General features: G+C 70.7%; 22 protein-coding genes. 15 read left to right on the top strand and 7 right to left on the bottom strand.

Annotated elements, in window-relative coordinates:
* Window positions 1-34: 34 nt before the first annotated feature.
* Genes tsaD through FV226_RS04730 form a run of 5 tightly spaced genes read left to right on the top strand, consistent with a single transcriptional unit; the run spans window position 35 to window position 3,972 of the window.
* Window positions 35-1,105, top strand: a complete 1,071-nt coding sequence (gene tsaD / locus FV226_RS04750; RefSeq protein WP_147753045.1) for a tRNA (adenosine(37)-N6)-threonylcarbamoyltransferase complex transferase subunit TsaD — start codon at window positions 35-37, stop codon at window positions 1,103-1,105.
* The gene (locus FV226_RS04745) at window positions 1,102-2,055 is read left to right on the top strand and encodes a GNAT family N-acetyltransferase (RefSeq protein WP_147753046.1); all 954 of its coding nucleotides are present in this window, start codon (window positions 1,102-1,104) and stop codon (window positions 2,053-2,055) included. The genes tsaD and FV226_RS04745 overlap by 4 nt, the downstream gene beginning before the upstream one ends.
* The gene (locus FV226_RS04740) at window positions 2,052-3,056 is read left to right on the top strand and encodes an NAD(P)H-dependent glycerol-3-phosphate dehydrogenase (RefSeq protein WP_147762003.1); all 1,005 of its coding nucleotides are present in this window, start codon (window positions 2,052-2,054) and stop codon (window positions 3,054-3,056) included. The genes FV226_RS04745 and FV226_RS04740 overlap by 4 nt, the downstream gene beginning before the upstream one ends.
* On the top strand, window positions 3,053-3,532 hold the full coding sequence (locus FV226_RS04735; RefSeq protein ID WP_147752535.1) for a hypothetical protein: 480 nt from the start codon (window positions 3,053-3,055) through the stop codon (window positions 3,530-3,532). The genes FV226_RS04740 and FV226_RS04735 overlap by 4 nt, the downstream gene beginning before the upstream one ends.
* Window positions 3,533-3,555: 23 nt before the next feature.
* Window positions 3,556-3,972, top strand: coding sequence for an EVE domain-containing protein (locus tag FV226_RS04730; RefSeq protein WP_147752536.1), 417 nt, complete (start codon window positions 3,556-3,558; stop codon window positions 3,970-3,972).
* 17 nt (window positions 3,973-3,989) lie between these two features.
* On the opposite strand, the gene FV226_RS04725 is transcribed toward FV226_RS04730, so the two are convergent.
* Window positions 3,990-5,546, bottom strand: a complete 1,557-nt coding sequence (locus FV226_RS04725; RefSeq protein WP_147752537.1) for a HAMP domain-containing sensor histidine kinase — start codon at window positions 5,544-5,546, stop codon at window positions 3,990-3,992.
* Between the two features lie 289 nt (window positions 5,547-5,835).
* On the opposite strand from FV226_RS04725, the gene FV226_RS04720 reads away from it, so the two are divergent.
* From FV226_RS04720 to FV226_RS04700, 5 genes are all read left to right on the top strand, one after another.
* Window positions 5,836-6,291, top strand: coding sequence for a (2Fe-2S)-binding protein (locus FV226_RS04720; RefSeq protein WP_147752538.1), 456 nt, complete (start codon window positions 5,836-5,838; stop codon window positions 6,289-6,291).
* Between the two features lie 69 nt (window positions 6,292-6,360).
* A complete protein-coding gene (locus FV226_RS04715; protein ID WP_147762002.1) occupies window positions 6,361-8,577 on the top strand; it encodes a xanthine dehydrogenase family protein molybdopterin-binding subunit in 2,217 nt (738 codons plus the stop codon).
* Between the two features lie 166 nt (window positions 8,578-8,743).
* Entirely contained in the window at window positions 8,744-9,430 is a 687-nt protein-coding gene (locus FV226_RS04710; protein ID WP_147762001.1) for a uracil-DNA glycosylase family protein, read from the top strand.
* Window positions 9,431-9,442: 12 nt separating this feature from the next.
* Window positions 9,443-10,162, top strand: a complete 720-nt coding sequence (gene pyrF, locus FV226_RS04705) for an orotidine-5'-phosphate decarboxylase (protein ID WP_147752541.1) — start codon at window positions 9,443-9,445, stop codon at window positions 10,160-10,162.
* A 5-nt stretch (window positions 10,163-10,167) separates the two neighbouring features.
* Complete coding sequence (locus tag FV226_RS04700) at window positions 10,168-10,512, top strand: DUF1330 domain-containing protein (RefSeq protein ID WP_147762000.1); 345 nt, start codon at window positions 10,168-10,170, stop codon at window positions 10,510-10,512.
* A 10-nt stretch (window positions 10,513-10,522) separates the two neighbouring features.
* On the opposite strand, the gene FV226_RS04695 is transcribed toward FV226_RS04700, so the two are convergent.
* Window positions 10,523-11,152: a TetR family transcriptional regulator gene (locus tag FV226_RS04695; RefSeq protein WP_147752543.1), complete on the bottom strand. Its 630-nt coding sequence runs from the start codon at window positions 11,150-11,152 to the stop codon at window positions 10,523-10,525.
* 137 nt (window positions 11,153-11,289) lie between these two features.
* Here FV226_RS04695 and FV226_RS04690 point away from each other — a divergent pair, with 137 nt between their 5' ends.
* Together FV226_RS04690 and FV226_RS04685 are read left to right on the top strand one after the other, a co-directional pair.
* Window positions 11,290-12,060: a glucose 1-dehydrogenase gene (locus FV226_RS04690; protein ID WP_147752544.1), complete on the top strand. Its 771-nt coding sequence runs from the start codon at window positions 11,290-11,292 to the stop codon at window positions 12,058-12,060.
* A gap of 68 nt (window positions 12,061-12,128) precedes the next feature.
* Window positions 12,129-12,392, top strand: a complete 264-nt coding sequence (locus FV226_RS04685; protein ID WP_147761999.1) for a hypothetical protein — start codon at window positions 12,129-12,131, stop codon at window positions 12,390-12,392.
* A gap of 332 nt (window positions 12,393-12,724) precedes the next feature.
* On the opposite strand, the gene FV226_RS04680 is transcribed toward FV226_RS04685, so the two are convergent.
* From FV226_RS04680 to FV226_RS04660, 5 genes are all read right to left on the bottom strand, one after another.
* Window positions 12,725-12,922, bottom strand: coding sequence for a hypothetical protein (locus tag FV226_RS04680; protein WP_147752546.1), 198 nt, complete (start codon window positions 12,920-12,922; stop codon window positions 12,725-12,727).
* A gap of 268 nt (window positions 12,923-13,190) precedes the next feature.
* Window positions 13,191-14,288: a Gfo/Idh/MocA family oxidoreductase gene (locus FV226_RS04675; protein ID WP_147761998.1), complete on the bottom strand. Its 1,098-nt coding sequence runs from the start codon at window positions 14,286-14,288 to the stop codon at window positions 13,191-13,193.
* 90 nt (window positions 14,289-14,378) lie between these two features.
* Complete coding sequence (locus FV226_RS04670; protein WP_147761997.1) at window positions 14,379-16,175, bottom strand: NADPH-dependent assimilatory sulfite reductase hemoprotein subunit; 1,797 nt, start codon at window positions 16,173-16,175, stop codon at window positions 14,379-14,381.
* Window positions 16,176-16,363: 188 nt separating this feature from the next.
* Complete coding sequence (locus tag FV226_RS04665; protein WP_147761996.1) at window positions 16,364-18,148, bottom strand: flavodoxin domain-containing protein; 1,785 nt, start codon at window positions 18,146-18,148, stop codon at window positions 16,364-16,366.
* A 111-nt stretch (window positions 18,149-18,259) separates the two neighbouring features.
* Window positions 18,260-18,775: an Lrp/AsnC family transcriptional regulator gene (locus FV226_RS04660; RefSeq protein ID WP_147752550.1), complete on the bottom strand. Its 516-nt coding sequence runs from the start codon at window positions 18,773-18,775 to the stop codon at window positions 18,260-18,262.
* Window positions 18,776-19,008: 233 nt separating this feature from the next.
* Between FV226_RS04660 and FV226_RS04655 the strand changes: the two genes are divergently transcribed.
* From FV226_RS04655 to cysN, 3 genes are read left to right on the top strand one after another with little or no spacing between them, the layout of a single operon-like run.
* Window positions 19,009-19,803: a phosphoadenylyl-sulfate reductase gene (locus tag FV226_RS04655; protein WP_147752551.1), complete on the top strand. Its 795-nt coding sequence runs from the start codon at window positions 19,009-19,011 to the stop codon at window positions 19,801-19,803.
* On the top strand, window positions 19,800-20,735 hold the full coding sequence (gene cysD / locus FV226_RS04650) for a sulfate adenylyltransferase subunit CysD (RefSeq protein ID WP_147761995.1): 936 nt from the start codon (window positions 19,800-19,802) through the stop codon (window positions 20,733-20,735). The genes FV226_RS04655 and cysD overlap by 4 nt, the downstream gene beginning before the upstream one ends.
* The gene (gene cysN / locus FV226_RS04645; RefSeq protein ID WP_147752553.1) at window positions 20,735-22,135 is read left to right on the top strand and encodes a sulfate adenylyltransferase subunit CysN; all 1,401 of its coding nucleotides are present in this window, start codon (window positions 20,735-20,737) and stop codon (window positions 22,133-22,135) included. Before cysD ends, cysN begins: the two co-directional genes overlap by 1 nt.
* The last annotated feature ends 33 nt before the right edge of the window (window positions 22,136-22,168 follow it).

The following is a 22,168-nucleotide window of genomic DNA, read 5'->3' as shown; positions in this document are numbered from 1 at the left end:
GGTTCGCGCGGGAACGGAAGCGTCGATCGTCACCATGAACGTGCTGGGCATCGAAACCACCTGCGACGAGACCGCCGCCGCGATCGTCGCGCCGGGCGAGGACGGGCGCGGCGTCATCCGCTCGAACGAGGTGCTGAGCCAGATCGCCGAGCACGCGGCCTATGGCGGCGTGGTGCCCGAGATCGCCGCCCGCGCCCACGTCGAGGTGCTGGATCGGCTGATCGCCCGCGCCCTGGACCGCGCCGGCATGGCCCTCAAGGACGTGGACGGCATCGCGGTCGCGGCCGGCCCCGGCCTGATCGGCGGGGTGCTGGTCGGCCTCGTCACCGCCAAGACCCTGGCGCTCGTCGCGCGCAAGCCGCTCCTGGCCGTCAACCACCTCGAGGCGCACGCGCTCACCGCGCGGCTGACCGACGGCCTCGCCTTCCCCTACCTGCTGCTGCTCGCCTCGGGCGGCCACACCCAGCTCGTCGCGGTGAAGGGCGTCGGCGACTACGTCCGCCTCGGCGGCACCATCGACGACGCGATCGGCGAAGCCTTCGACAAGGTCGCCAAGCTCCTCGGGCTGGCCTATCCCGGCGGCCCCGAGGTCGAGCGCATGGCGGAAGCCGGCGACCCGGAGCGCTTCGCCCTGCCGCGGCCGATGCTCGGGCGCCGCGACGCGAACTTCTCCCTGTCCGGCCTCAAGACCGCCCTCCGGATAGAGGCCGAGCGCACGGCGCCGCTCGCCGAGCGGGACGTCGCCGACCTCTGCGCCGGCTTCCAGGCCGCGGTGGTCGACGTGGTGGTCGACCGCGTCCGCGTGGCGTTACGCACCTTCTCCGGCGTCGCCGGGCACCCGACCGCCCTGGTGGCCGCCGGCGGCGTCTCGGCCAACGGCGCGATCCGTAGGGCGCTGGCGGCGCTGGCGGGGGAGGCGGGCCTCGCCTTCGTCGCCCCGCCGCTGGCGCTCTGCGGCGACAACGGCGCGATGATCGCCTGGGCCGGGATCGAGCGTTTGCGGCTCGGCATGACCGACGACATCACCGCGCCGGCCCGCGCCCGCTGGCCCTTCGCCGAAGCCCCTCCGGCCGAAGCACCCCGCGCCGAGGCGACCGCCGGATGAGCGGAGCCGCCCGCCACGTCCTCGCCCGCGGAAATTTTCGCGATCTGAGGTCGCCTGCGCCCGAGCCGGACGCCGCGCCTCCCGTGGGCGAGCCGCAGGCGCGCTGGCGCGACCTCGTCGACCGCCTGCTGCCGCAGGCCGCGCCCGCGCATCCGGATTGGCCCGTCGTCGACGACCACTGCTTCGCGCGCATCCTCCTCGACAACGCCTGCAACGGCCCCTGGCGCGAGAGCGTGGCCGCGCCGGCCTGGGCCAACATGCCGCCCGATCGGCTCGCGGTGGCGATCGACCTCGGCAACGCCGTGCTATCGGGGCGCGCCGACCTCGCCCTGCTCAACCGCCGCTCGCTGCAATGGCGCGGCAAGCGCCGCCCGCCCGAGGCCCCCGCGACCCTGGAGACGGCGTCGTTGCGCCTGCGCCGCTGGCGCCGCGCGGACGACGCGCCCTTCGCGCGGCTGAACGCCGACCCGGAGGTGATGCGCCACTTCCCGAAGTTGAAGTCGGCCGGCGAGAGCCTGACCGAGGCCCGCGCCCTCGACCGGCGCTTCGAAGCCGACGGCTTCGGCCCCTGGGCCGTCGAGGAGCCGGGCGGGCCGTTCCTCGGCTTCGTCGGCGCGATGCGGTTGATGCGCGCGATGCCGTTCGCGGGCGGCGAGCGCCCGGGCAGCCTCATCGAGATCGGCTGGCGCCTCAGCCCCGAGGCCTGGGGCCGCGGCATCGCCACCCGCGCCGCGCGCCTGGCCCTCGCGGACCTGTTCGGCCGTTGCGGGCTCCCAGGCGTGGTGGCGTTCACAGCCCTCGGCAACACGCCGTCGCGGCGGGTGATGGAGCGGCTTGGGATGGTGCAGGCGGAGGATTTCGACCATCCCGCGGTTCCCGCCGACGGCCCCTTGCGCCGGCACGTCCTCTACCGCCTCGCCGCGGCGGATTTTGCCGGAGAGCCCGCATGACCGGCGAGAACGCGCGACCCGTCGCGGTGGTCGGCGGCGGCGCCTGGGGCACGGCGCTGGCGAACGCCGCAGCGGCAGCGGGCCGGCCGGTCACCCTGTGGCTGCGCGACGCCGAAACCGCCGCCGCACTCGAAGCGTCGCGCGAGAACGCGCGCTACCTGCCGGGCGTCAAGCTGCATCCCCGCATCCGCGCGACGGCCGAGGCCGGCGACCTCGCCAGCGCGGACGCGGTGCTGATGGTGACGCCGGCGCAGACCTCGCGCGCGGTGCTCGCGCAGCTCGCCCCCGCCTTCGCGCCGGGCGCGCCGGTGGTCCTGTGCTCGAAGGGGATCGAGCGCACGACCGGCGCGTTCATGAGCGCGGTGGCGGCCGAGGTGCTGCCGGCGGGCGCGCCGGTCGCGGTCCTGTCCGGCCCGAGCTTCGCGGTGGACGTCGCCCGCAACCTGCCGACGGCGGTGACGCTGGCCGCCGCGGATGCCGGGCTCGCCGCGAGCCTCGCCCGCCTGCTGTCCGGCCCGGCCCTGCGGCTCTACCACACCGACGACGTGCGCGGCGTCGAGATCGGGGGAGCCGGCAAGAACGTGCTCGCCATCGCCGCGGGGATCGTCGCCGGGCGCGGCCTCGGCGAGAGCGCCCGCGCCGCGCTGATCGCCCGCGCCTTCGCCGAGCTGATGCGGTTCGCTCGCAGCTTCGGCGGGCGGCCCGAGACGCTGATGGGCCTGTCGGGCCTCGGCGACCTCGTGCTCACCGCCTCCTCGCCGCAATCGCGCAACTTCGCCTTCGGCCTCGCGCTCGGGCAGGGCGCCGCGCCGGAGGCCGCCGCCGGGGGCAAGCTCGCCGAGGGCGCCTTCACCGCGACAGCCTTGGTCGGGCTCGCCCGCGGGCAGGGGATCGAGATGCCGATCGCCGAAGCCGTCGCGGCGATCGTCGCCGGGCGCGCGAGCGTCGAGGACGTGGTCGCCGCGCTGCTCGCCCGACCGCTGAAGGCGGAGGCCGAGTGACCTCGACCCCAGCGACCTCGACGCCGATCCACGCCTTCCTCGCCGGCACCGGCACGGATGGCTCAGGCCGCACGTTGGCGACGGTGCTCGCCTTCGACGACCTGCGGATCGAGGCGGTGCACGACTTCATCCAATGGTGCTTTCCCCTCGCGCAGGCGAGCCGCGCCGTGCCCGGCGCACCGGTGCTGACGCCGGCCGAAGCGGACGCGATCCGCGCCGACCCGGCGGCCCGCGAAGGCCTGCGCGCCGCCCTCGCACGCATGCGCCGCTTCTACGTCGGGACCGACCGGTGGCTGGTGCCGCACGACCACAACCACCTGCGCATCACCCGCATCCTCACGGCGACCCGCGACCTCCTCGGCGCGGCGGAAGCGCAGGATTTCCACGCGTTCGCGACCCTGCGCAACGCGCAAGCGGGTTCGCCGATCAACCCGGCGAGCCTGGCCTTCTGGGCCGACGCCGCCGGCCGGCCCTGACTTTCGAACGAGCGACGAGACGGATGGCCTACTGGCTCTACAAGTCCGAACCCGCGACCTGGTCGTGGGCGCAGCAGGTCGCGGCGGGGGAGGGCGGCACCCACTGGAACGGGGTGCGCAACCACCTCGCCAAGAAGCAGCTCATGGCGATGCAGGTCGGCGACCTCGGGTTCTTCTACCACTCGAACGAGGGCAAGGCCGTCGTCGGGATCGTACGCGTGATCAAGCCGTACTACCCGGACCACACCGACGCGACCGGACGCTTCGGCATGGTCGACCTCGCCGCCGTCGAGGCACTGCCGAACCCTGTCACCCTCGATGCGATCAAGACCGAGTCGGCGCTCAAGGACATGGTGCTCGTCAACAACTCGCGCCTGTCGGTGCAGCCGGTGACGGAGGCCGAGTGGTCGCTGGTGCGTGCCATGGGCGGGCTCGGCTGACCGCGCGCAAGTCGCTTTTACGCCGCCTTGGCGGATGGGGCCTTGGGGCGGCTCGTGCCGGCCCGCGTCTCGGGCGCCGGCTCTCCCCCGACGGCGACGGCGGCGAGCGTGTCCATCACCCGGCTCGCTGGCAGCGTGACGATCACCTCGGTGCCCTCGCGCGGGCGCGACTTCAGGGTGAAGTTGCCGCCGTGCAGGTCGACGAGGCCCTTCACGATCGGTAGGCCGAGGCCGGAGCCCTGCTCGGCGGTCTTGATCGCGAGCGAACCGCGGCCGAACGAGGACATGACCGTGCCGAGCTCGTCCTCCGGGATGCCGGGGCCGCTGTCCTTGACCGCGACGTACTGGCCGCCGGAGCTGGTCCAGCCGACCTTGATCGTGATCTCGCCGCCGGGCGGGGTGAACTTCACCGCGTTCGAGAGCAGGTTCAGCACCACCTGGCGCAGGGCGCGCTCGTCGGCCCAAAGCCGTGGCAGGGTGTCGTCGACGAAGTCGAGGAAGGTCTGGTTCTTGCCGCGGGCCTTCAGCCCCATCATGTGGCGGCACTCCTCGACGATGTGGGCCAGCGTCACCGCCTCCTCGTTGAGCTCGTAGCGGCCGGCCTCGATCCGGGAGAGGTCCAGGATCTCGTTGATCAGGTTCAGCAGATGCATGCCGCTGTCGTGGATGTCGGTGGAATACTCGCCGTAGCTCGGCGCGGTATGGGGGCCGAACACCTCGTTCTTCATCACCTCGGAGAAGCCGAGGATGGCGTTGAGCGGCGTGCGCAACTCGTGGCTCATCGTCGCCAGGAACCGGGACTTGGCGAGATTCGCCTCCTCCGCCCGGCGCCGGGCCTCGTCGGAGTTGGCCTTGGCCTGCTCCAGCTCGCCGAACACCGCATCCTTCTCCGCGCGAGACTGCAGCGCGCCCACAGTGGAGGTGTAGATGCGGCGCGCCAGGCCGAGGAAGAAGATCTGCGAGCCGATCGCCATCGCGACGAGCATCACGGCGTCGGCCTCGCGGGCGAAGGTGAGGAGGCACAGGGTCGCCAGCGCGAGGGGCACCAGGGCGGCTGCGGCGGCGGTCGGAACGGTGGCGGCCACCATCGTGGCGACGGCGGCCGCGATGATCAGGCCGAACAGCGCGAAGTGCCAGCCGCCCAGCATGCCCAGGCCGACGATCGCCGACCAGCTCAGGCTCTGCATCACCTCGCCGAAGGCGAAGCGTCGGCGCCAGCGCGCGAGGGACACCGCGCCGGGCTCGGCGCGGAGGAAGCTCCGGCTCATCGACGCGTTGAGGGTGATCATCAGGAACGCGCAGAGCGCCCAGATCGCCGCGACCAGCGGCTCCACCCAGAAGCAGGTGGCGCTGGCCATCGCGATCGCGAACAGGCCGAGCGGGATGCCGGCGCCCGCCCGGTACTGCGCGTAGAGGCGCAGCAGCTCGTAGTCGAACGCCCGCACGAGGCCGGTCTTCGAGGTCAGCTTCTCCCGGGCCGAGCGCATGTCGCGTGCGACCCCACGGCGTCGCACGGCCTCTTCCGACGAAGGACCGCGGCCGCGCTGCACCATCTCGACCGTCAGTTCGGACATCGGCCTCTTCGAAGGCTGGACGAAGGGGGCCGGCTCGACGCGCCGGACCGCAACATGAGAGGCCCGACGTTGCGCGCGATATGTTAAGAACGGCCTGCCGCGGTCGCGACGATTGTCCTGATCGCGCGAAGGTCGCGATCACGGTGCCAGGTGTTCGCCGCCGGCGGGTGGCTTACGTTCGTCGATGGCGCGTCAACAAGTGTTCGCCGCGGGTGCGCGGACGCACATCGCATCGGGGCGTGCCGGGACTAGCGATCGACGAGAGAGACTTACGCGCGGGAGATCTCGGATGCTGAACCTCACCGTCAACGGCGTCCGGCACGCGATCGACGCCGACCCCGAGATGCCGTTGCTCTGGGCGCTGCGCGACCACCTCGACAAGACCGGCACCAAGTACGGCTGCGGCATCGCCCAGTGCGGCGCCTGCACGGTCCACCTCGACGGGCAGCCGGTCCGCTCCTGCCAGACCCGGATCGGCGACGTCGGCGAAGCCAAGGTCACCACGATCGAGGGCGTGTCCGGCCGCGTCGCCGAGGCGGTGCAGGGCGCGTGGCGCAAGCTCGACGTGGTCCAGTGCGGCTACTGCCAGTCCGGGCAGATCATGTCCGCGATCGGCCTGCTCACGGAGAACCCGAAGCCGTCCGAGGCCGACATCGACGGAGCCATGGACGGCAACGTCTGCCGCTGCGGCACCTACCAGCGCATCCGCGCGGCGATCCACGAGGCCGCCAAGACGCTGGCGTGATCGCTCGCGTCCGCGTCGCACGTCATCCCAAGACTGTTCGCCCGTTCCCGCACTGACCGGAGCCACGCCATGCTGAAGATCCGTCAGACGGACCCGCGCTCTCCGCGCGCGACCCGCCGCAGCTTCCTCGCCGGGGGCGCCGCCGCGACCGGCGCCATCGTCGTCGGCTTCCGCCTCGACCTGAAGAACACGGCGCGCGCCGCCGCCGGCCCCGACCTTTCGGGGGTGAAGGCGGACCCGAACGCCTTCGTGCGGATCGGGTCCGACGACACCGTGACGGTGATCATCAAGCACCTCGACATGGGGCAGGGCAACACGACCGGCCTCGCCACCATCCTCGCCGACGAGCTCGACGCGGATTGGTCGCGGGTGCGCACCGAGTTCGCCCCCGCCGACGCCGCCCGCTACAACAACATGCTGATGGGCCCGATCCAGGGGACCGGCGGATCGACCGCGGTCGCCAACTCCTGGTTCCAGCTGCGCAAGGCGGGCGCCGCCGCCCGCGAGATGCTGGTGGCCGCCGCCGCCTACCAGTGGAAGGTGCCGGCGGGCGAGATCACGGTCGCGAACGGCGTCGTCCGCCATGCGGGCTCGAACCGGCAGGCGCGGTTCGGCGAACTCGCCGCGTCGGCGGCGACGCTTCCGGTGCCGCAGGAGCCGCACCTGAAGGACCCGAGCCAGTGGACACTGATCGGCGCTCGCGTGCCGCGCCTCGATTCCGTCGCCAAGACGGACGGCAGCGCGGTCTACGCCCTCGACATCCGCCGCCCCGGCCAGGTCACCGCCGTCGTCGCCCGCCCGCCGCGCTTCGGCGGTACGGTGAAGAGCTTCGACGACGCGGCGACCCGCAAGGTCGCGGGGGTGGTCGACGTCGTCGCGATCCCGTCCGGCGTCGCGGTCGTCGCCAAGGACACCTGGTCGGCGATGAAGGGCCGCGAGGCGCTGAAAGTCGTATGGGACGACGGCGCGGCGGAGGCGCATTCCTCCGACGCGATCCTGGCCGGCTACCGCGAACAGGCCAAGCGGCCCGGCCTCGTCGCCTCCGAGCGCGGCGACCCGGAAGCCGGCATCAAGGGCGCGGCCAAGGTGCTGGAGGCGGAGTTCACCTTCCCCTACCTGGCGCACGCCGCGATGGAGCCGCTGAACGCCACGATCGAGCGCGCGCCGGATGGGGGCTACGACGTCTACGCCGGCCTGCAGTTCCAGACGATCGAGCAGGCCGCCGTCGCCGCGGTGATGGGCACCACCACCGACAAGGTCCGCCTGCACACGCAATGGGCCGGCGGCTCGTTCGGACGGCGCGCCACGCCCTCGGCCGACTACATCACCGAGGCCGCGACCATCCTGAAGGCGACGCGGGCCAAGGCGCCGGTGCACCTGGTCTGGACCCGCGAGGACGACATGGCCGGCGGCTACTACCGCCCGACCGTCTACCACAAGGTCCGCGCCGGACTCGACGCCAAGGGCGGGATCGTCGGCTGGCAGCACGTGATGGTCGGCAAGTCGATCATGATCGGCTCGCCCTTCGAGGCGATGATCGTCAAGAACGGGATCGATTCCACCACCGTCGAGGGCGCGTCCGACACGCCCTACGCGCTGCCGGCCTACCGCTTCGAGGTCCACAACACCCGCGAGGGCGTGCCGGTCCTGTGGTGGCGCTCGGTCGGCCACAGCCACACCGCGCAGGCGATGGAGGTGTTCATCGACGAGTTGGCGCATGCCGCCGACGTCGACCCGCTCGCCTACCGGCTTTCGCTGCTGACCGCCGCGCCGCGCCTCTCGGGCGTGCTCAAGCTCGCCGCCGAGAAGGCGAACTGGGATTCGGGAGCCAAGACCAACGGCAAGGGCCGGGGCCTCGGCATCGCCGCGCACGAATCCTTCGGCTCCTACGTGGCGATGGTCGCCGACATCACCGCCGAGGACGCCAAGGTGAAGGTCAACCGCATCGTCGCGGCGGTGGATGTCGGCGTCGCGGTCAACCCGGACGTGATCCGTGCGCAGGTCGAGGGCGCGGTGGGCTTCGCCCTCTCCTCGGTGCTGCGCAACCGCATCACCCTCAAGGACGGCGTGGTGCAGGAGAAGAACTTCGACACCTACGAGCCGACCCGGATGAGCGAGATGCCGGTGGTCGAGGTCCACATCGTGCCGTCCTCGGCGGCGCCGACCGGCATCGGCGAGCCCGGCGTCCCGGTGCTGGCACCCTCGATCTCCAACGCGATCTTCGCCGCCACGGGCCAGCGCCTGCGCTCGCTGCCCCTCGACCTCGCAGGCCTGAAGGGCGTGTGAGGCAGGACACGTCGCGGACGGCACACGAAGCTTAGCGTCACCCGGCTTCCCAGAGCTTCGAACCCACCTCAAAACGCGGCGCGGGCCTTCAGTCCCGCGCCGTTTCTTTTGGTCGCGTCGATGCATCCTCGCCGAAACGCGGCGTCGTGCCCATCTCACATCGAGCATGGTCACCGCCTTCGACACCACCGCCGCGAACCTGCGCGCCTGCCGGATCTGCCGGGACACGCCGCTCTACGGCGCGCCGCTGCCGCAGGAGCCGCTGCCGATCGTCCAGGGCAGCGCTACGGCGCGCCTGTGCATCGCGAGCCAGGCGCCGGGGACGCGGGCGCACCGCACCGGCATCCCGTTCATGGACCCGTCCGGCGTGCGGCTGCGATCCTGGCTCGGCCTGGACGAGGCCGCGTTCTACGATGCCGGCCGGATCGCGATCGTGCCGATGGGCTCGTGCTTCCCGGGACTCGATGCCAAGGGCGGCGACAAGCCGCCGCGGCGGGAATGCGCCGAGCGCTGGCGCGGCGAGCTCTTCGCCGGCTTGCCGGACCTGGAGCTGATCCTCGTGATCGGCCAGTACGCGCAGGCCTGGCACCTCGGAAAGATGCCGGACGGGCTCACCGGCACGGTCCGCCGCTGGCGCGAGATCCTGGCCGAGCCGCGGGCGCCGCGGGTCCTGCCGCTGCCGCATCCGTCCTGGCGCAACAACGGCTGGCTCAAGCGCGAGCCTTGGTTCGAGGCCGAGCTGCTGCCGGTGCTGAAGGCGGAGGTCGCGCGCGTCATGGCACCTGCGGTCCTGAAGCCCGGTGTCATGCCTGCCCCCTCGGCTGCGCGATTGACACCGAACCCGGCGGCGTGATCGGGAACCACGATGCGTGATTCAACCTCTCAGAGCCCGACCGATCCGCGCGACCGCCTCATCGTCGCCCTCGACCTCGACGAGCCGGCCGCGGCACGGGCCATGGTCGATCGGATCGGCGACGCCGCGACCTTCTACAAGATCGGCTACCGGCTGGCCTATGCGGGCGGGCTGGCGCTGGTGCCGGAACTCGCCGCGCGCGGGCTCAAGGTCTTCCTCGACCTGAAGCTGCACGACATCGGCAACACGGTCGAGGAGGGGGTGCGCGCGCTCTCCGGACTCGGCGCCACCTTTTTGACGGTGCACGCCTATCCGCAGACCATGCGCGCGGCCGTGCGCGGGCGCGGCACGTCGAGCCTGAAGATCCTCGCGGTGACGGTGCTGACTTCCTACGACGAGGGCGACGCACGCGAATCCGGCTACGCCCTGCCGATCTCCGAACTCGTGGCGCACCGTGCCTTCCAGGCGGCGGAAGCCGGGATCGACGGCATCGTCTGCAGCGCCTTCGAGGCGCAGGCCGTGCGCAACGTGGTCGGCCCGGCGAGCCTGATCGTGACGCCGGGCATCCGGCCGGCGGGCAGCGACAGCGGCGACCAGAAGCGGGTTATGACCCCGGGGCAGGCGCGCGCGGCGGGCATCGACCACGTCGTCGTCGGGCGCCCGATCACCGCGGCCGCCGACCCGCGCGCCGTGACGCAGGCGATCCTCGCCGAGATGGCAGCACAGGAGTGACGACGATGACGCGCGGCTACTGGATCGTCCGGGTCGATGTCCGCGACGCGGAGGCCTACAAGGACTACGCCGCCTCGAACGGCGCGGCCTTCGCCGCCTTCGGCGGCCGCTTCCTGGTGCGCGGCGGCCGCTTCGAGGCCGTGGTCGGCACGACGCGCGCCCGCAACGTCGTGATCGAGTTCGCGAGCTACGACGACGCCGTCGCCTGCTGGAAGTCGGACCTGTACCAGGCCGCCCGCGCCAAGCAGAAGGACGGCGCCGACGCCGACATCCTGATCATCGAAGGCTACGACGTCGAGCAGCCGAGCGTCGGCATCGCGTCCGAGCCCGACAACCCCGCCTCGGAATAGGCGGGCCGCCTCAGCGCGCGCCGACCGGCCGCAGGCTGCGCAGCAGGAACGCGGTCATCACGTCGAGCTGCGGCACCGGCGCATCCGGGTACTGGCTGACCAGCAGCGGATGGCTGTAGCGCGCGATCGCCGTGTGCAGGCAGCGCGCCGCGCCGGCGGGGTCGTCCGTCTCGAACTCGCCGCGGGCGACGCCGTCGACGACGATCCGCTCGAAAACAGCGCCGATCCGGTCGACGTGGTGGCGGCAGACGTCCCAGCTCTCGCTCATCGCCGCCTCGATCATCTCGTGCATCCGCGGGAAGGCGCTGCAGCGCTCGTGGGTGTCGCGGTGCAAGGCTTCGATCACCGCCGTAAGACGGTCGGCGGCGCGCGAGCCCGGCGCGTCGGCGATCGCCGAGATCAGCGCCTCGACCTCGCCGATCAGGCGCTCCACCACCGCCTCGTTGATCGCCTTCTTCGAGTCGAAGAAGCGGTAGACGTTGGCCGGGCTCATCTTCAGCGTCTTGGCGATGTCGGCGACGGTGGTCTTCTGGTAGCCGATCTCGCGGAACGAACGCTCGGCCGTCGCCAGGATGCGGCAGCGGGTCGTGGGCGCGCTCTCTTCGCTCAGGATGGGTTCGACGGGGACGGCGATGGTCATCCCCGAGCGTATGCCGCAATCCGGCGAAGCGTCAAAATGTCGGCCGTCGGACCCGCGCGGAACCGTGCCGCCGCGCTCGAATTGGCCCGCTGACCCGGCCCCCCGAGGCCGCACCTCACGCAGCAAAGCCGACATCGATGAAGCTCGAAGGCAAGAAGGCCCTGATCACCGGCGCCGATTCCGGGATCGGCCGGGCGACGGCGCTCCTGTTCGCGCAGCACGGCGCGGACGTGGCGATCACCTACAACACCGACGCGGACGGCATCGCCGAGACCACCCGCCTCGTGGAGGAGACCGGGCGCCGGGCGCTCGTGATCCAGAACGACGTCGGCGACCCGGCCTCGGTCGCCGCCACCTTCGACCGCGTCGCCAGCGACCTCGGCCCCCTCGACATCCTGGTGGCCAACGCCGGCCAGGCGATGAGCGGCATGGCGGTCGCGGACATGGAGGACGAGCGGCTGGAGCGGATCCTGCGCGTCAACCTGATGGGTCCGCTGTTCTGCGCGCGCGCCTTCATCAAGGTGCGCCGGGCGCAAGGCGGGCGCGGCAAGATCGTCATGGTGTCTTCGGTGGCTCAGCACCTGCCGACGCCGGAAAGCGCTCCCTACGGCATGTCGAAGGCGGGCGTCGGCTCGCTGTGCCGAAGCCTGTCGCGCGAGCTCGCCGACGACCGGATCAACGTCAACAACGTCGCGCCCGGCCTGATCGAGACGCCGATGACCGCCGACCGCTTCGAGGACCCGAAGGTGCTCGCAAAGTCGCTCGAGCGCATCCCGTGGCACCGCGCGGGCCAGCCCGACGACATCGCCAAGGCGATCCTCTACCTCAGCAGCGACGACGCCGACTACGTGACCGGGCACACGCTCGTGGTCGACGGCGGGCTGACGATGCAGTGGGGCGGCGCCTGAACGCCATCAACCGACGTCCGGTGACGGGTTGATCTCGTCGCCTGACGTCGGGCGTGTGCGGAGAAGGATTGCGGCCGAAAACCACACCTCTGGGCATGCCCTTCCGGTTCGAGGCCGGACCTTCAGCGCGGATTCCGGATGCCTTGCTGGCGGTGGCGGTTTTCGAAAAGTCCGTCGCACGGCTCGATGGGGAGGTCCCGGACGCCATAACGGCGGATGTCGACTTGGCCATCGAACGTATTGGCAGCTCGTCCGGCACGGCGGAGGCCGATATCGGCACGACGAGGGACGATATCCTGGTCGTCCCCACCCAAGTGAACGAGTTGGCGTAGGTCGTGTCAGGCGCAGCTACCGCCGACGCCGGCCTTGCCAGACAGCCCGGCATCCTATGGAAACTTGCGGATCAGACGGCGGCGCAGATGTCGCGAGACGACGAGTCATGCGAGGCGAGATGGTAAGGGCGGTACGTGCTAAGCGCACCGTAATGCTACGGATCGACCGGCGCGAACCCCGCGCTTGAGGAATCACCGCGGCAAACATAGAGAAGCCGGCGAAGATCGCCGGCCGCCATGGACGCACCTACAGAACCGCCGTCACGCTTTGGAAGAGCGTCGGCGTTGCGACCTGCATCGCGTAATTAGTGCCTGACCGTAGACGCGAAGGTCTACGATCCGAACTGGGAGCCGAGCTGCTCCAGGTACTCGGCGAGGTCCACGCCGCCGATGCGCTTGCCGTAGTCGAAGCGCATGCCCTGGCGGATGTCGACCGCCGCGCTCTTCGTGGTGAGCGTGAACGGCCGGACGCAGACCCAGGCGCCGTCGCGGCGATGTTCGAAGTATCCGAGGATTTCGTGCTTGGCCATGTCGCGGTCCCGTACGGATTTTCGGGACAACGAGCAGAATCGCACTTCGTTCGGTGCCGACGAAGAATTATCGCATCGGAACGGCCAAGCTCAGGACCATGAAGGGCGCGGCGGCTTTGCTGCGAAGCAGCATGGCCGACCGTACCAAAGCTTGTTCCCATCGCAGACGCACTCCAACGCGTCTTCGCCGGCCGCTTCCACAAACCGCCTCAGCATCGGGGTCTTGGTAGGAAGGTGCGTGTTCCGGGCCGGATTTCGATGGACGCCCTCAGCCGCCCGGCTTGGCGGCGTTCACCAGTTCGGGGACCGTGATCTCCGGCAATTCGATCGCCTGCGACTTGTCGGGTCGGGTCCGGCGTCGCATCGGCGGCAGCGTCTGCAGCTGGCCGGTCTCGAGCGCGCGCTCGATTGCTGCCAAGATGCGGACGTCGGCGAGGCCTTCCTCGCCGTCCGGCTCCGGCACCCGGCCGTCCAGGATGCAATCAGAGAAGTACCGCGTCTCGGCGCCGAACTGGTCGACGCTCGGGTAGGACAGGCTTTCGGTCTTGCCGACGCGGGTCAGCTCGCCCGCAAGCGGCTGGCCGAAGGTGAAGCCCGGCGCCATCAGCAGGTCGCCCTCGGTGCCGACGACGCGGTAGGCGTCGACCGAGTCGGTCTCGTAGGAGACCGTGAACTGCGCCAGGCGATCGCCGGGGAAGCGCAGCGTCACCGCGACCGTGCCGTGGAAGCCGTAGGGGCTCCCCGGCCGGCGGGCGCCGTGGGCGTGGACCTCGACCGGCTCGTCGGAGAACAGGTTGCGCACGGCGTTGATTGGGTAAGTGCCCATGTCGGGGACCGGGCCGGCCCAGTAGCCCCGGTGCGCGCGGTGGTTCTCGGTCGCCACGTGCTGGCCGAACGTCGCCGAGAACACCAGCGGTTCGCCGATCGCCCCGGCGCGCACGCGCTCGATCGCATCGAGGGTGCCGGGCTCGAAGTGGAGGCGGTAGGCGAGCATCAGCCGCGCGTTGCCGCGCTCGGCCGCCGCGATGATCGCCTCGCAATCGGCGACGCTCGTCGCCATCGGCTTCTCGAGCAGCACGTGGAGGCCGGCCTCCAGCGCCGGCACGGCGTAGTCGCGGTGCATGCCGTTCGGCAGCGCGAGGTAGACGGCATCGAACAGCCCGGACGCCAGCGCCTCGGGATACCGCTCGTAGGAGAACGCCGTCAGCCCGTAACGCTCGCCGAGCGCCGTGGCCTTCTCCGGGTCGCCGGTGACCAGGGCCGTGATCGCGGAATTGCCGGTCTGCGCCACCGCCGGCATGAAGGCCGCCTGCGAGATCCAACCGCCGCCGACCACCGCGTAACGGATCGTCTTCGCCTCACCCATGCTCGCCCCCGGTTGCGCCAACGCAGGCGCAACGCGAGGTGCGAGCCGAGGTTTCCGCGAGGACCGCCGGACGGTCCCGGCGGCCCGGCGTCAGGCGGCGGGCTTCAGCGCGCCGATGTTGTCGTGGAAGTCCGGCCCGTTCGTCGTCTTGGCCACGTGGCCGGCGCGGACGAGGAAGTCGCCGAAGCGCTCGCCCGGGTTCCGGCTCTTGGCGTAGTCGGCGAAGAGCGGGTCGAGGGTGTCGCGGATCTCCGACGCCACCACGTCCTCGCGGTAGAGCTTGCCCAGGCGCGAGCCGTCGAAGGCGGCGCCGAGATAGAGGTGGTAGCGCTCCGGTCCGCGGCCGACGAGGCCGATCTCGGCGATGAAGGGGCGGGCGCAGCCGTTCGGGCAGCCGGTCGAGCGGATGGTGATCTCGTCATCCTGTAGGCCGTGGCGGGCCAAGCTCTCTTCCAGCTCGGTCATCAGGTGCGGCAGGTAGCGCTCGCTCTCTGCGAGCGCCAAGCCGCAGGTCGGCAGCGCAACGCAGGCGATCGAATTGCGGCGAAGGGCACCTGCGCCCTTGGTCAGGCCGTACTCGTCGACCAACGCCTCGATCGCCGCCCGCTTCTCGGACGGGACGTTGGCGATGATGACGTTCTGGTTGCCGGTGAGGCGGAAGTCGCCATCGTGCTCGGTGGCGATCCGGCGCAGGCCGCTGAGGAACTTCGGGCCGTCCTCATAATCCTTGATCCGGCCCGACGGCACGTAGAGCGTGAGGTGGTGGCGGCCGTCGTCGCCCTCCGTCCAGCCATAGCGGTCGCCGTTGCCGGTGAAGGTGAAGGGCTTCGGGTCGGCGAAGCTGATGCCGACGCGCTTCTCGACCTCGGCGCGGAACGCCTTCAGGCCGTAGCGCTCGATCGTGTACTTCAGCCGGGCGTTCTTGCGGTTTGTGCGATTGCCCCAGTCGCGCTGCACCGTCATCACGGCTTCCGCGACCTTCACGGCCTCGTCCGGCTTGCAGAACAGCATCAGGTCGGCGGTGCGCGGGAAGGTGTCCGTCTCGCCGTGGGTCATGCCCATGCCGCCGCCGACGGTGACGTTCCAGCCGGTGAGCTTGTTGTTCTGGTCGAGGATCGCGATGAAGCCGAGGTCGTGAGCGAACACGTCGACCTCGTTCGACGGCGGCACCGCGACGACGACCTTGAATTTCCGCGGCAGGTAGGTCCTGCCGTAGACCGGCTCGAACTCCTCCTCGCCGCCGACGACCTTCTCGCCGTCGAGCCAGATCTCGCGCCACGCGTTGGTCTTCGGCAACAGCGAGTCGGAAATGTCCTTGGCGAGCGCGTAGGCCGCGGCGTGCGCGTGGGTCTGGGCCGGATTGGTCGCGGCCATGACGTTGCGGTTGACGTCGCCGCAGGCCGCGATGGTGTCGAGCAGCGCCGCGTCGATCGCCGCCATGGTGCGCTTGAGGTTCGACTTGATGACGCCGTGGTACTGGAAGGTCTGGCGCGTGGTCGCGCGGATCGCGTCGCCGGCGTAGGTCGTGGCGATGTCGTCGAGGGCCAGCCACTGCTTCGGGCTGATGACGCCGCCGGCGATGCGCAGGCGGATCATGAAGGCGTAGGCCTTGTCGAGCTTCTTCTTGGTCCGCTCAGGGCGCAGGTCGCGGTCGTCCTGCAGGTACATCCCGTGGAACTTCACGAGCTGCCCGTCGTCGTCGGAGATCGCGCCGGTGGCATGCTTGAGCAGCCCGTCGGCTAGGCCACCGCGGAGATAGCCGCTCGCGATCTTCAGGTGCTCGTTGTGCGCGAGCCCCGCGGTCCGCGCGGCCTCGGCCTCGTCGATCGGGCGACCGGTCGGCGGGGTCTCGTAGACGCGCTCGGAAACGGGCTTGTGGTCGTCCATGGCGGTGATCCGACTTCGTTCTCGCAAATCTCAGGGATCGCCGATCCCTCTCCCCTCTGCGGGAGAGGGTGGCCCGCGAAGCGGGTCGGGAGAGGGGAGCGACATCTCCGGAAAGGGCGTTCCCCTCTCCCGACCCCTGCCAAGGCAGGGGCCACCCTCCCCCGCAGTGGGGGGAGAGCTGGCGCGTGTCAGTACACGTCCTGCTGGTAACGCCCGGCGCGCTCAAGGGCCGACACCGCCGCTGCGGCATCGTCGGCACTCGTGCCCTTCACCGCTGCGTAGGCGTTCTCGACCGCGAGGCGCACGTCCTTGGCCATCGCCTTGGCGTCGCCGCAGACGTAGAGGTGCGCGCCGCCCTCCAGCCACTCCACCAGCTCCGCGCGATGCTGGTCGATGCGGTGCTGGACGTAGAGCTTCTCCGGCTGGTCGCGCGAGAACGCGACGTCGATCCGGGTCAGCGAGCGGTCCTCCAGCGCCTCCTGCCATTCGAGCTGGTACAGGAAGTCGTGGGTGAAGTGCCGGTCGCCGAAGAACAGCCAAGATCTGCCGACCCTGCGGCCGGTGGCCTCGACGGCGCGGCGCTCCTGCACGAAGGCGCGGAACGGCGCGACGCCGGTACCGGGGCCGACCATGATGATGTCGGTCGCCGGGTCGGCCGGCAGGCGGAAGTGGCGGTTCGGCTTCAGGCGGACCCGGAGCTTCGCGCCGTCCGAGATCCGGTCGGCGACGTGGGTCGAGGCGACGCCGGAGCGCGCCTTGCCGTGGGTCTCGTAGCGCACGGCGGCGATGGCGAGATGGACCTCGTCGCCGACTTCCTTGCGTGACGAGGCGATCGAGTAGGCGCGCGGCGGCAGCGGCCGGGTGATGCCGCCGAGGTGCTCGGCGGTCAGCGCCGCCGGATAGGTTTCGATCAGGTCGATGAGGTGACGCCCCTCGATCCAGGCGCGGACTTCGCCGCCCTCGATCAGGCGCTTGGCCTCCTCGTGTCCGGTGGCCTTCACGAAGCGCTCGACGGTGGCGGCCGAGAGGGTGGTGATGTCGCGCTCGGCCAGCAGCGAGCGGCGCAGGGCCTCGTCGCCGGTGAGCCCGGTCGCCTTCAGGATCTCCTCGACGAGCGCCGGGTCGTTCTCCGGGTAGATCTCAAGCGAATCGCCGGGCTCGTAGGCGGGGGCGCCGTCCTCGAAGGCCAGGGCGAGGTGGATCGTCTCCTTGTCGGAGCGCGAGGAGTTGAGGTTCACATGCTCGACCACCTCGACGACGACCGGCTCGCGGCTCGGCTCGGCCTCATCGTCCTCGGACGAGGCGGCGCGGGCGAAGTCTACCGCCACGACGTTGTCGGCGGCGACGGGCGCCGGGGCCAGCGCCTTCAGGGTTCCCTTGATCCAGTCGGCCGCCGGCTTCTCGAAGTCGAGGTCGAGGTCGGCGCGCTCCGCCGCGCGCTTGCCGCCGAGCGCCTCGAAGCGGGCGTCGAGCGCCTTTCCGATAGCGCAGAACTCGGCATAGGAGGTGTCGCCGAGCGCCAGCACGGCGAACTCCACGCCGTCGAGGCGCGGGGCGCCGTCGCCCATCAGCGCGTTGTAGGTGGAGACCGCACGAGCCGGCGGCTCGCCTTCGCCCCAGGTCGCGGCGATGGCGACGAGCTTGCCGGCCTTCGGCAGCACCGCAAGGTCGAGGTCGGCGAAGTCGATGACCTTCGGCTTGAAGCCCTGCTTGCGCGCGAGCTTGGCGACGTTGCCGGCCAGCGACTCGCAGTTGCCCGATTCGCTCGCGTAGATGATCGTCAGCGGCTCGGCGGCCTTCGGCGGGGCCGCGGGTGCCGCCGCCGGCTGCCCGCCGGCCGCGTCGACGCCCGCGAGGAAGCCGGCGAGCCAGGCGCGTTGGATCGCCGTCGCGCTGCAGAGGACGGCGTCGAGGCTGGCCCGCTCGCTGTCGCCGAACGGCGCAGTGCGGGGAAGGAGGCTTTGGCGTGACATCGGCAGACCATGTCGTGGGGCGGCGAGCCCCTGTCAACGGGAAAACGTCCGTTTTACAGAACGCTCGATTTGGAGAAGGAGTCGATCGTCGTTGCGGTGCGAAAAAGAAGATTATTCTCCGACCGCAGCCAGGGTCGGTGGCAGCCCCTGGATCTGGCGGCCGTTGGTCGGGGGGGCGGGCAGCGGCAGGGCGGTGGTCGACTTCACCTTCTCCATGGCGAAGCGCGAGGTGACGTTCTTCAACGGCAGCGTCGCGATCAACCGCTTATAGAACGTATCGTAGGCGCTCATGTCGGCCACGACGACGCGGAGCATGTAGTCGACGTCGCCGGCCATCCGGTAGAATTCCAGCACCTCCGGCATCGCCGAGACGGTGCCGGCGAATCGCTCCAGCCAATCGCGCGAATGGTCGGCGGTCTCGATCGACACGAAGACGGTGAGCCCGAGCCCGAGCTTGACGGGATCGAGCACGGCCACCCGCCGGTCGATCACACCGTCTGCCTCCAGACGCTGGATACGCTTCCAGCACGGCGTCTGCGACAGGCCGACCCGCTCGCCGATCGCGGCGATCGACAGCGTGGCGTCCGTCTGGAGCAGTGCCAGGATCTTCAGGTCGATCGAATCCAAGGCCAACCTCACGTCTCGACGTCGTCCCGCCATGCGGCCCGCGCAGGGCCCCCATGAGAAGGAACTTCCATTTTCGCGCAACCGATCCCGATCGCAGCGTGTTGCCAAGGTCTTCTGCAGTGCAGCGCAGTCCCGTCCGGCCGTACGGCGGCGCCTTGACACCGTTCGTTATAGCGAACATCTCACGGAACAACCAGTGCCGGCGCACGTGCCGGCCCGCGAACGAACAGGCGATGACCCTTCAAAGCCCCCAGGCGGCCCTCGACCTCGCCGCCCAGATGAAACCCCTCGACCTGCGCGGACGAATCGCCCTCGTCGAGGCGACGATCCCCGGCCGGCTCGTCTTCACCACGAGCCTCGGCATCGAGGATCAGGCGCTCACCCACGCGCTCGCGACGGCGAAGGGCCGGACCGAGATCGTCACCCTGGACACCGGCCGCCTCTACCCCGAGACCTACGATGTCTGGGCCGAGACGGAATCGGCCTACGGCATCCGCATCCAGGCCTACGCGCCGGAGCGCGTCGCCGAAGAGGCGTTCGTGCGCGACGCCGGCATCAACGGCTTCCGCCACTCGGTGGAGGCGCGACAGGCCTGCTGCGGCTTCCGCAAGGTCGAGCCGTTGGGCCGCGCCCTCGACGGCGCCGCCGGCTGGCTCACCGGCCTGCGCGCCGGCCAGTCCGCCAACCGCGCCGACACGCCGCTCGCCGAGTTCGACGAGGCCCGCAACCTGATCAAGCTCAACCCGCTGGCCGACTGGACGCGCGAGGACGTCGATCGCTTCGTGCGCGACAACTACGTGCCCTACAACGTCCTGCACGACCGCGGCTTCCCCTCGATCGGCTGCGCCCCCTGCACCCGCGCCGTCCGCGTCGGCGAATCCGAGCGCGCCGGTCGCTGGTGGTGGGAGCAGGAATCCAAGAAGGAATGCGGCTTGCACATCCATGCGCCCGAGGCCGACGTCGCGCCCGGCGAGGAAGCGGCCGCGTTCGAAACCACGAAATCCCATAGACCGGAGATGGCCCGATGAGCGCCGCACCCGCGATCCAGGCTCCGGCCGGCTCCCATCTCACGCACCTGCAGCGGCTCGAGGCCGAGAGCATCCACATCTTCCGGGAGACGGTCGCCGAGACCGAGAACCCGGTGATGCTCTACTCGATCGGCAAGGATTCGTCGGTGCTCCTGCACCTGGCGCTGAAGGCGTTCGCGCCTGGCCGCCTGCCGTTCCCCCTGATGCACATCGACACGACCTGGAAGTTCAGGGAGATGATCGCCTTCCGCGACGCCCGCGCGAAGGAGCTCGGCCTCGAGCTGATCGTCCACACCAACCAGGACGGGCTCGCCCGCGGCGTCGGCCCGATCAGCCACGGATCGGAAGTCCACACCGACGTGATGAAGACGCAGGCGCTGCGTCAGGCCCTCGACAAGTACAAGTTCGACGCGGCCTTCGGCGGCGCCCGGCGCGACGAGGAGGCCTCGCGCGCCAAGGAGCGCATCGTGTCGCTCCGCACCGCCCAGCACCGCTGGGACCCGAAGCGGCAGCGCGCCGAGCCCTGGCACCTGTACAACCTGCGCAAGAAGCGCGGCGAGTCGCTGCGCATCTTCCCGCTCTCGAACTGGACCGAGCTCGATATCTGGCTCTACATCGAGCAGGAGCGGATCCCGATCGTGCCGCTCTACTTCGCCAAGCCCCGGCCGGTGGTGGAGCGCGACGGCCAGCTGATCATGGTGGACGACGACCGCCTGCCGTTGGAGCCCGGCGAGGCCCCGATGCTGCGCAACGTCCGCTTCCGCACGCTGGGCGACTATCCGCTCACGGGCGCCGTCGAGAGCGGCGCCGACACGCTGCCCGCGATCATCGGCGAGACGCTGGCCGCCCGCACCTCGGAGCGGCAGGGCCGGGTGATCGACAAGGACGGCGCCGGCGCCATGGAGCGCAAGAAGCAGGAAGGCTACTTCTGATGACGGTCCACCCCCCCAAGGACGCGTTCGACACCGCCGAGTTCGGCTACGAGTCGTTCCTCGCCGCGCATCAGAGCAAGGAAGTCCTGCGCTTCATCGCCTGCGGCTCGGTGGACGACGGCAAGTCGACCCTGATCGGCCGCCTGCTGCACGACACCAAGCAGATCTTCGACGACCAGATCACCGCGCTCCAGCGCGATTCGAAGAAGCACGGCACGCAAGGGCAGGAGGTCGACCTCGCTCTCCTCGTCGACGGCCTCCAGGCCGAGCGTGAGCAGGGCATCACCATCGACGTCGCCTACCGGTTCTTCTCCACCGACAGGCGCTCGTTCATCGTCGCCGACACCCCCGGCCACGAGCAGTACACCCGCAACATGGCCACCGGCGCCTCGACCGCCGATGTGGCCATTATCCTGGTGGACGCCCGCCAGGGCCTCACCCGTCAGACCCGGCGCCACGCCCTGCTGGTCTCGATGCTCGGCATCCGTCGCGTCGTGCTCGCGATTAACAAGATGGACCTCGTCGGCTGGTCGCAGGCCCGGTTCGACGAGCTGGTCGCGGGCTTCACCGCCTTCACCAAGGACTTCGCCTTCACCGAGGTCCGCGCGATCCCGCTCTCGGCCAAGAACGGCGACAACGTCGTGCTGCCGGCGGTCTCCACGCCCTGGTACCAGGGCGGGCCGTTGCTCGCGTATCTCGAAACCGTGCCGGTGCACGAGGAGGCTCTGGCCGCCCCGTTCCGCATGGCGGTGCAGTGGGTCAACCGGCCCAATTCCGAATTCCGCGGCTTCTCCGGCCTGATCGCCGCCGGCACCGTTCGGCCGGGCGATGCGGTGGCGATCGCGCCTTCCGCCCGCACCAGCACGGTCGCGCGCATCGTCGGCCCGGACGGCGACCTCGCCAGCGCCCAGGAGGGCCAGTCGGTCACCCTGGTGCTTGCCGACGAGGTCGACGCCTCGCGCGGCAGCGTCATCGCCACCGCCGCCCACCCGATGCAGGTCTCCGACACCCTCGACGTGCGCTTGTTCTGGGCCGCCGAGACCGAGCTCGCGCCCGGCGCTACGCTGCTCGCCAAGGTCGGCACCGTCACGGCCAACGCCGTGGTCGAGCGCATCCGCAACCGCGTCGACCCGGAGACGGGGCAGCCCGGCCCGGCCGACAAGCTCGTCGCCAACGACATCGCCGACGTCACGCTCAAGCTCGACCGCGCGGTGCCCTTCGACGCCTACGCCGAGACCCGCGACACCGGTGGCCTGATCCTGATCGACCGCGAGAGCACGGATACGGCGGCTCTGGGGCTGGTGCAGGCGCCGGCACGCGTGGCGGTAACGGCCGAAAAGCCGACGACGAATGCCGGGGGCGGCCTCCTCAGCCGCCTGCGCGGGTTGTTCGGCGGCTGATCTGAGACGGGGGCGCGCTGGCTCATCCGTCGC

Origin of the sequence: Methylobacterium sp. WL12 (assembly GCF_008039475.1) — a bacterium.
Classification (GTDB): Bacteria; Pseudomonadota; Alphaproteobacteria; order Rhizobiales; family Beijerinckiaceae; genus Methylobacterium; species Methylobacterium cerastii.
This window is presented reverse-complemented; position numbering and strand designations above follow the sequence as displayed.

Excerpts from the sequence above, each read along its gene's own strand:
- FV226_RS04655 (WP_147752551.1), top strand. The coding sequence starts at position 19,009 with ATGACCCTTCAAAGCCCCCAGGCGGCCCTCGACCTCGCCGCCCAGATG.
- FV226_RS04720 (WP_147752538.1), top strand. The coding sequence starts at position 5,836 with ATGCTGAACCTCACCGTCAACGGCGTCCGGCACGCGATCGACGCCGAC.
- FV226_RS04690 (WP_147752544.1), top strand. The coding sequence starts at position 11,290 with ATGAAGCTCGAAGGCAAGAAGGCCCTGATCACCGGCGCCGATTCCGGG.
- pyrF (WP_147752541.1), top strand. The coding sequence starts at position 9,443 with ATGCGTGATTCAACCTCTCAGAGCCCGACCGATCCGCGCGACCGCCTC.
- FV226_RS04665 (WP_147761996.1), bottom strand. The coding sequence starts at position 18,148 with ATGTCACGCCAAAGCCTCCTTCCCCGCACTGCGCCGTTCGGCGACAGC.
- FV226_RS04680 (WP_147752546.1), bottom strand. The coding sequence starts at position 12,922 with ATGGCCAAGCACGAAATCCTCGGATACTTCGAACATCGCCGCGACGGC.
- FV226_RS04670 (WP_147761997.1), bottom strand. The coding sequence starts at position 16,175 with ATGGACGACCACAAGCCCGTTTCCGAGCGCGTCTACGAGACCCCGCCG.
- FV226_RS04695 (WP_147752543.1), bottom strand. The coding sequence starts at position 11,152 with ATGACCATCGCCGTCCCCGTCGAACCCATCCTGAGCGAAGAGAGCGCG.
- FV226_RS04745 (WP_147753046.1), top strand. The coding sequence starts at position 1,102 with ATGAGCGGAGCCGCCCGCCACGTCCTCGCCCGCGGAAATTTTCGCGAT.
- FV226_RS04700 (WP_147762000.1), top strand. The coding sequence starts at position 10,168 with ATGACGCGCGGCTACTGGATCGTCCGGGTCGATGTCCGCGACGCGGAG.
- cysN (WP_147752553.1), top strand. The coding sequence starts at position 20,735 with ATGACGGTCCACCCCCCCAAGGACGCGTTCGACACCGCCGAGTTCGGC.
- FV226_RS04710 (WP_147762001.1), top strand. The coding sequence starts at position 8,744 with ATGGTCACCGCCTTCGACACCACCGCCGCGAACCTGCGCGCCTGCCGG.
- FV226_RS04725 (WP_147752537.1), bottom strand. The coding sequence starts at position 5,546 with ATGTCCGAACTGACGGTCGAGATGGTGCAGCGCGGCCGCGGTCCTTCG.
- cysD (WP_147761995.1), top strand. The coding sequence starts at position 19,800 with ATGAGCGCCGCACCCGCGATCCAGGCTCCGGCCGGCTCCCATCTCACG.
- FV226_RS04715 (WP_147762002.1), top strand. The coding sequence starts at position 6,361 with ATGCTGAAGATCCGTCAGACGGACCCGCGCTCTCCGCGCGCGACCCGC.
- FV226_RS04730 (WP_147752536.1), top strand. The coding sequence starts at position 3,556 with ATGGCCTACTGGCTCTACAAGTCCGAACCCGCGACCTGGTCGTGGGCG.
- tsaD (WP_147753045.1), top strand. The coding sequence starts at position 35 with ATGAACGTGCTGGGCATCGAAACCACCTGCGACGAGACCGCCGCCGCG.
- FV226_RS04675 (WP_147761998.1), bottom strand. The coding sequence starts at position 14,288 with ATGGGTGAGGCGAAGACGATCCGTTACGCGGTGGTCGGCGGCGGTTGG.
- FV226_RS04740 (WP_147762003.1), top strand. The coding sequence starts at position 2,052 with ATGACCGGCGAGAACGCGCGACCCGTCGCGGTGGTCGGCGGCGGCGCC.